We start from the raw sequence: 5,622 nt of genomic DNA, 5'->3' as shown, positions 1-5,622 counted from the left end.
GGCCGAACTCGGCGGCCTCTACGTGATCGGCAGCGGCCGGCACGACAGCCGCCGGGTCGACGACCAGCTGCGTGGTCGGGCCGGCCGGCAGGGCGACCCGGGCGGTTCGGTCTTCTTCGTCAGCCTGGAGGACGACCTGGTCGTGCGGCACGCCGGCGACACCGTCCCGGCCTCGCCCCGGATGAACGCCGACGGCCTGGTCACCGACGAGCAGGTCGACTACGCGGTGGAGCACGCCCAGCGGGTCGCCGAGGGCGTCAACCACGAGATCCACCGCAACACCTGGCGCTACAGCGTGGTCATCGAGCAGCAGCGGATCGCCCTGGCCGAGCGTCGGGAGCGGCTGCTCACCTCGGACGTGGCCGCGCTGATGCTGCTCGACCGGATGCCCGACAAGGCCGGCGAGATGGACGAGGACCTGCTGGCCCGGGTGGCCCGCTCCATCGCGCTCTACCACACCGACCGGCTCTGGGCGGAGCACCTGGCCGAGCTGTCCGAGGTCCGCGAGGGCGTGCACCTGCGGGCGCTGGGCCGGCTCGACCCGCTCGACGAGTTCCACCGGGCGGCGGTGCCGGCGTTCACCAACCTCATCCCCGAGATCGAGACGCGGACCCTGGCGACCTTCGAGGAGACCGAGTTCGCCGAGGACTGGGAGCCGGACGCCGCCAAGCTGGTGCGGCCCAGCGCCACCTGGACGTACCTGGTGCACGACAACCCGTTCGGTTCGGAACTGGACCGGCTGATCGCCTCCGTCGGCCGCCGGCTCGCCGCCGCCCGCTGAGCGGTCCGGGAACCCCTCCGGCGCGAAATGCGCCGGAGGGGTTCCTTTACGCGGTTTCGATCCGGTTTTGCCAGGGTAGTAGCCCGGGGCCCACGACTCGGGAGAGAGATCATCACGATGACACAGGCAACGACGCCGGTGCCGGACGGCAGGTGTACGACGGAGCCTGCGGGCCGGTGAACCTGGACATGCGGGAGCTGACCATCGACACGCTCGGGGTACTGGAGACGGCCGCCCTGCTGCGGGAGTTGACCGCGGGGCTGATCGCGGTCGACGACTTCGACGAGGCACTGACCGAGCTGGTCCGGATCGCCGCGGACGCCGTCCCGGGGGTGCTCTGGTGCGGGTTCACCGCGCTGCGGGCCGGCGAGCCCGCCGGGGTGGCCGCGTCGGACCCCCGGCTGGCCGAGCTGGACGACCTGGGGCACGGTGCGGAGTCACCCGCGATGAGCGCCATCCGCCGTCGCGAGATGATCATCGCGACGGATCTGACCGTCGAGGACCGGTGGGCGCCCTGGACCGACCGCGCCCGTCGGCTGGGCGTGTGCGGGGTGATCTCCGCCCCGGTGGACGTGGACGAGCGGGCGGTCGGCTCGATCAACCTGTACGCCGGCCGGCACAACACGCTGGGCACCCGGCACCAGCTCACCGCGATGCTGCTCGCCGAGCACGCGGGACTGCTGCTGGCCGCCGTACGGGACCGGGCCAGGCGGGCCGAGCGGGACAGTGAACGTGACGGCGCGCTGCTCGGGGAGAACATCGTCGGCCAGGCCGTCGGGGTTATCATGACCCAGCGGGGCTGCCCGGCGCCGGAGGCCCTCGACGTGCTGCGCAGCGCGGCGTCGTCACTGGACATCCCGCTGCGGGAGGTGGCCGAACGGCTGGTCACCACCGTCTCCCGCCCCCGCGAGTCCTGACGGCCGCCCGGTCCGGTCGACCCGCTCATCGGGGTCGACGGTGACGGCATCGGCGGGTGGCGATGCCGCTACGTCGCCGACCCTGGTCCCGGTACGACGTCGGCCGACTGGTGTCGTTTCTCCCCGGACCCGCGAATCACGGCCCGATCGTTTCGTCGAAGCGACCTGCGGGTAGCACCCTGGACCGGTGAGCTGAGCCGATCCCGGGGAGGAAACGATGGAGAGCCGCCTGAGGGTGCAGGGGCATCCCATCCAACCGATGCTGGTGACGTTCCCGTTCGGGCTCTTCGTCAGTGCCACCGTGTTCGACCTCGCCGACGTCGCGGGCGGCCCGGCGTTCCTCGGCGAGGTCGGCTACTGGACGGCGATCGCCGCGCTGGTGGCCGCCGGGCTCGCCGCCGTCGCCGGCATGATCGACCTGTGGGACGTACGGCCGGGGCCGCACCGTCGCACCATGGTCACCTTCAACATGGTCAACGCCGGCATGGCCGCGCTCTTCCTGCTGTCCTGCCTGGTGCGGGCGGATGCTCCGCAGCGCGGTACGAGCGGGGTGCTGCTGGTGACCGAGCTGGTCGCGCTGCTCGTCGGTGCGGTCGGCGTCGGGTTGGGCACCCGGCTGATGCGGCAGTTCGAGTCGGGCCGCCGTGAGCCCACCGGGTTCGACACCCTCGACGGTGTCCCCGCCGGCTCCACCGTGGAGATCCTCCGCCCCGCCCCCTGATCGCGTCCCGCCCCTGACCACCGTCGCGGCGTCCGGCCGGGGTCGCGGGGTCCGCGCCGGCCACGGTAATCGGGTTGCCGACCGTGCGGAGCTGCCCCAGGGTGGGGGCATGGTCGAGCCGAGCTGTGCGGAGTTGATCGCCGAGGCCGCCGCCGCGCCCGTCGACGGCTGGGGCTTCGGCTGGCTGGACGGACGGGCCACCGAGGAGCGTCCACCGTGGGGCTACGCCCGGCAGGTGGCCGCGCGGATGGCGACGGTCACGACCGCGCTGGACATCGACACCGGTGGGGGAGAGGTGCTCGCCGAGCTGCCCCAACCGCCGCCGCTGCTGGTGGCCACCGAGGCATGGCCGCCCAACGTGGCGGTCGCCCGGCGTACGCTGCGGCGGGTCGGCGGCCGGGTGGTGCAGATCGCTCCCGCCTCCCGGCTGCCGTTCCGGGCGGCCGCCTTCGACCTGGTGACCAGCCGCCACCCGGTGGACACCGGGTGGGCGGAGATCGCCCGGGTGCTGCGCCCCGGCGGGCGCTTCCTGTCCCAGCAGATCGGCGCCGGCACCATGCGGGAGCTGAGCGAGGCGGTGCTGGGCCCGTTGCCGCCGCCGGCCACCCGGCACACCGCCCAGGCGGTGGCCGCCGCCCGGGCCGCCGGCCTGCACGTGGTACGGCTGGAACGGGCCACCCTGCGGGCGGTGTTCCACGACGTCGGCGCGGTGGTCTGGTTCCTGCGCAAGGTGGTCTGGACCGTGCCGGACTTCGACGTCGACCGGTACCGGCCGCAGCTCGAACGGCTGCACGCCACCATCCGTGCCGAGGGCGCCTTCGTGGCCCACTCCCGACGCTTCCTGATCGAGGCCGTCAAGCCGGCCGACGGGCCCGCCTGAAGGACCGATCATGATGCGCGACGGTGCGGCTTCCCGGCGCGGGGACGGCGCCCCGTCGGCCCCGACGGTTGATCAGGTTTGCCGGGTGGTGAGCAGGGTGAGCATCTCCGGCAGGTCGAAGAAACGGGCCGTCTCCACCGCCGAGGGGGTCCCGTGGTCGGGGTCGGCCCCGGCGTCGAGCAGGGCGCGTACCGCCTCGGCGTTGCGCCGGAACACCGCCGCGGCGAGTGCGGTCTGCCCCCGGTCGTTGACCCGGGTGTGGTCGGCACCCCGGGTCAGCAGAGCCGTGACGGTCTCCGGACGGGCGTGGTAGGCGGCCAGGATGAGCAGCGTGTCGCCCTTGTCGTTGGTCAGGTTCACCGGCAGCCCGGCGTCGACGTGGCCACCGAGTTCCGTGGCCTCGCCCGCGCGGGCGAGGTCGAACATCCGGTGGGCGAAGGCCAGCGTCTCGGCGTCGAACTCCTCGGTCATCCGCTCAGCCTAGAGGCCCGTGCCCCGGTGGCCGCCGGTGACGGGAACCGGCTCGCCCGGTGCGTCCCAGCATTCGGTATTACCTACTAAACCTATAGGCTTTACAGTCTAGAGTGTCGGGGGACGCATCACACGGGAGAAGCCATGACCAGCATCCACGCCACCGACCTGCTCACCGTCGCCGCCCGGTACGCCGACCCGACCACCTGGACGGTGCCGCTGCGGTTCGACCGCACCGAGCGGTGGTACGCCCGGCTCGCCTCGGCCGACGACCACGAGGTCTGGGCGTTGAGCTGGCTGCCCGGCCAGGGCACCGACCTGCACGACCACGGTGGTTCCTCGGGGGCCTTCCTGGTCGTCGCCGGTGAGCTGACCGAGCAGACGGTCTCCGGTGGGCGGTTGCGCCCGCACCGCCTCGCCGCCGGCTCCGGTCGCCGGTTCGGCCCCCGACACGTGCACGTGGTGACCAACCGCGGCGACCAGCCGGCGGTCAGCGTGCACGTCTACCTCCCCGCGCTGCGTCACATGACCCGCTACCACCTCGTCGGCGGGCGGCTCCGGGTCGCCGAGATCGCCTACGCCGGCGTCTCCTGGTGACGCTGCCCGCCGTTTCCCCCACCCGTCGGCTCGCCCATGGAAGGACCGCGACGATGCCGCAACACGCCACCCTCACCGAGAGCTGTCCGGCCCCACCACCGGGTTCGCGCGGCATCGACGAGATCCTCGCCGAAGCCCGCACCCGACTGCGTCGGCTCGACCCCGAACAGGCGCACCTGGCCTGCCGGGGTGGGGCGATCATGGTCGACATCCGGCCGGCCGCCCAGCGGGCCGCCCACGGCACCGTGCCGGGCGCACTGGTGATCGAGCGCAACGTCCTGGAGTGGCGGCTCGATCCGCGCTGCCCGGCCCGGCTGCCCGAGGCGGTCGACTACGACCTGCCAGTGCTGGTGATCTGCCAGGAGGGCTACACCTCGTCGCTGGCCGCCGCCGCGTTGCAGGACATCGGCCTGCGCCGGGCCACCGACGTGGTGGGCGGCTTCGTCGCCTGGCGGATCGCCGGGCTGCCGGCCCTGGGCCCGACGTCGACGCACCGTACCCCGTCCTTCGCGCCGCCGGTGACCGCCGGCCGGACGCCGCACTGACCGTCGCGCCCCACCGGGCGTGGCGGACGCACCGCCACACAGGAGGCTCCCATGTCCCTCGTCGCCCTCACCGCGCGTCCGCACCCGCCGGGCCGTCCCGACCGGGTGATCGCGGGTCGGCCCCGCTCCACGCCCTCGCTGACCATCACCCTCGACCTGACCGCCGGGCCGCTGACGCCCCGGCTGGCCCGCCTGGTCGACCTGCTCGGCGAGTTGGCCGAGGCGGGGGAGGGGGTGGTCCGGCTGAGCGAGTCGACCGCGCCGCGCCTGCTGTCGTCGCTGCCGGCCCCCCGGCCGAGGCCGGTGGTCGGGGAGCCCGCGTCGACCGACGACCACCCGGAGACCCTACGGATCTTCGCCGGCACCCGGGTGGTACGTCAGGGCGACCGGGAGATCCCGCTCACCCGCATCGAGATCGACCTGCTGCTGTTCCTGGCCGAGCACCCGCACCAGGTCTTCACCCGGCTGCAACTGCTCGCCAACGTCTGGGGGTACGAACACGCCGTCGCCCGTACCGTGGACGTGCACATCCGGCGGCTGCGCGCCAAGCTCGGCGCGGACACCCCCCTGGTGACCACCGTGTACGGGGTGGGCTACCGACTCGCCGACGAGGCGAGGGTGCGGGGCGACCGGTTCCGCTGACCCGGTGGACCAATCCCGGTCGCACCCGGCTCCCCCCCAGCCGGGTGCGTCGCCGCGTGCCGGGCCGG

At 73.6% G+C, this 5,622-nt stretch carries 7 protein-coding genes and 1 pseudogene; 7 read left to right on the top strand and 1 reads right to left on the bottom strand.

The genetic code is table 11. The features are described from left to right. The 4 genes and pseudogenes from ACOJTC_RS01230 to ACOJTC_RS01215 form a co-directional block, all read left to right on the top strand. Positions 1-781: pseudogene (locus tag ACOJTC_RS01230) on the top strand (accessory Sec system translocase SecA2); the annotation flags it as partial. Between the two features lie 176 nt (positions 782-957). Beyond that, the gene (locus ACOJTC_RS01225; protein ID WP_204924528.1) at positions 958-1,698 is read left to right on the top strand and encodes a GAF and ANTAR domain-containing protein; all 741 of its coding nucleotides are present in this window, start codon (positions 958-960) and stop codon (positions 1,696-1,698) included. Between the two features lie 217 nt (positions 1,699-1,915). After that, positions 1,916-2,419, top strand: a complete 504-nt coding sequence (locus ACOJTC_RS01220) for a DUF2231 domain-containing protein (protein ID WP_204924527.1) — start codon at positions 1,916-1,918, stop codon at positions 2,417-2,419. Positions 2,420-2,528: 109 nt separating this feature from the next. After that, positions 2,529-3,299, top strand: coding sequence for a class I SAM-dependent methyltransferase (locus ACOJTC_RS01215; protein WP_357926784.1), 771 nt, complete (start codon positions 2,529-2,531; stop codon positions 3,297-3,299). Positions 3,300-3,371: 72 nt separating this feature from the next. Here the strand turns inward: ACOJTC_RS01215 and ACOJTC_RS01210 are convergent, their stop codons facing one another. Next, positions 3,372-3,770: an ankyrin repeat domain-containing protein gene (locus ACOJTC_RS01210; RefSeq protein ID WP_420115400.1), complete on the bottom strand. Its 399-nt coding sequence runs from the start codon at positions 3,768-3,770 to the stop codon at positions 3,372-3,374. Between the two features lie 144 nt (positions 3,771-3,914). Here ACOJTC_RS01210 and ACOJTC_RS01205 point away from each other — a divergent pair, with 144 nt between their 5' ends. From ACOJTC_RS01205 to ACOJTC_RS01195, 3 genes are read left to right on the top strand one after another with little or no spacing between them, the layout of a single operon-like run. Further along, positions 3,915-4,367, top strand: coding sequence for a cysteine dioxygenase (locus ACOJTC_RS01205; protein WP_420115399.1), 453 nt, complete (start codon positions 3,915-3,917; stop codon positions 4,365-4,367). A gap of 53 nt (positions 4,368-4,420) precedes the next feature. Then, positions 4,421-4,912, top strand: a complete 492-nt coding sequence (locus tag ACOJTC_RS01200; RefSeq protein ID WP_420115398.1) for a rhodanese-like domain-containing protein — start codon at positions 4,421-4,423, stop codon at positions 4,910-4,912. Between the two features lie 51 nt (positions 4,913-4,963). Beyond that, positions 4,964-5,554: a winged helix-turn-helix domain-containing protein gene (locus tag ACOJTC_RS01195; protein ID WP_420115397.1), complete on the top strand. Its 591-nt coding sequence runs from the start codon at positions 4,964-4,966 to the stop codon at positions 5,552-5,554. Positions 5,555-5,622: the final 68 nt, after the last annotated feature.

Origin of the sequence: Micromonospora sp., from assembly GCF_048594385.1 — a bacterium.
GTDB classification, from domain to species: Bacteria; Actinomycetota; Actinomycetes; order Mycobacteriales; family Micromonosporaceae; genus Micromonospora; species Micromonospora wenchangensis.
This window is presented reverse-complemented; position numbering and strand designations above follow the sequence as displayed.

Excerpts from the sequence above, each read along its gene's own strand:
- ACOJTC_RS01195 (WP_420115397.1), top strand. The coding sequence starts at position 4,964 with ATGTCCCTCGTCGCCCTCACCGCGCGTCCGCACCCGCCGGGCCGTCCC.
- ACOJTC_RS01220 (WP_204924527.1), top strand. The coding sequence starts at position 1,916 with ATGGAGAGCCGCCTGAGGGTGCAGGGGCATCCCATCCAACCGATGCTG.
- ACOJTC_RS01205 (WP_420115399.1), top strand. The coding sequence starts at position 3,915 with ATGACCAGCATCCACGCCACCGACCTGCTCACCGTCGCCGCCCGGTAC.
- ACOJTC_RS01215 (WP_357926784.1), top strand. The coding sequence starts at position 2,529 with ATGGTCGAGCCGAGCTGTGCGGAGTTGATCGCCGAGGCCGCCGCCGCG.
- ACOJTC_RS01200 (WP_420115398.1), top strand. The coding sequence starts at position 4,421 with ATGCCGCAACACGCCACCCTCACCGAGAGCTGTCCGGCCCCACCACCG.
- ACOJTC_RS01210 (WP_420115400.1), bottom strand. The coding sequence starts at position 3,770 with ATGACCGAGGAGTTCGACGCCGAGACGCTGGCCTTCGCCCACCGGATG.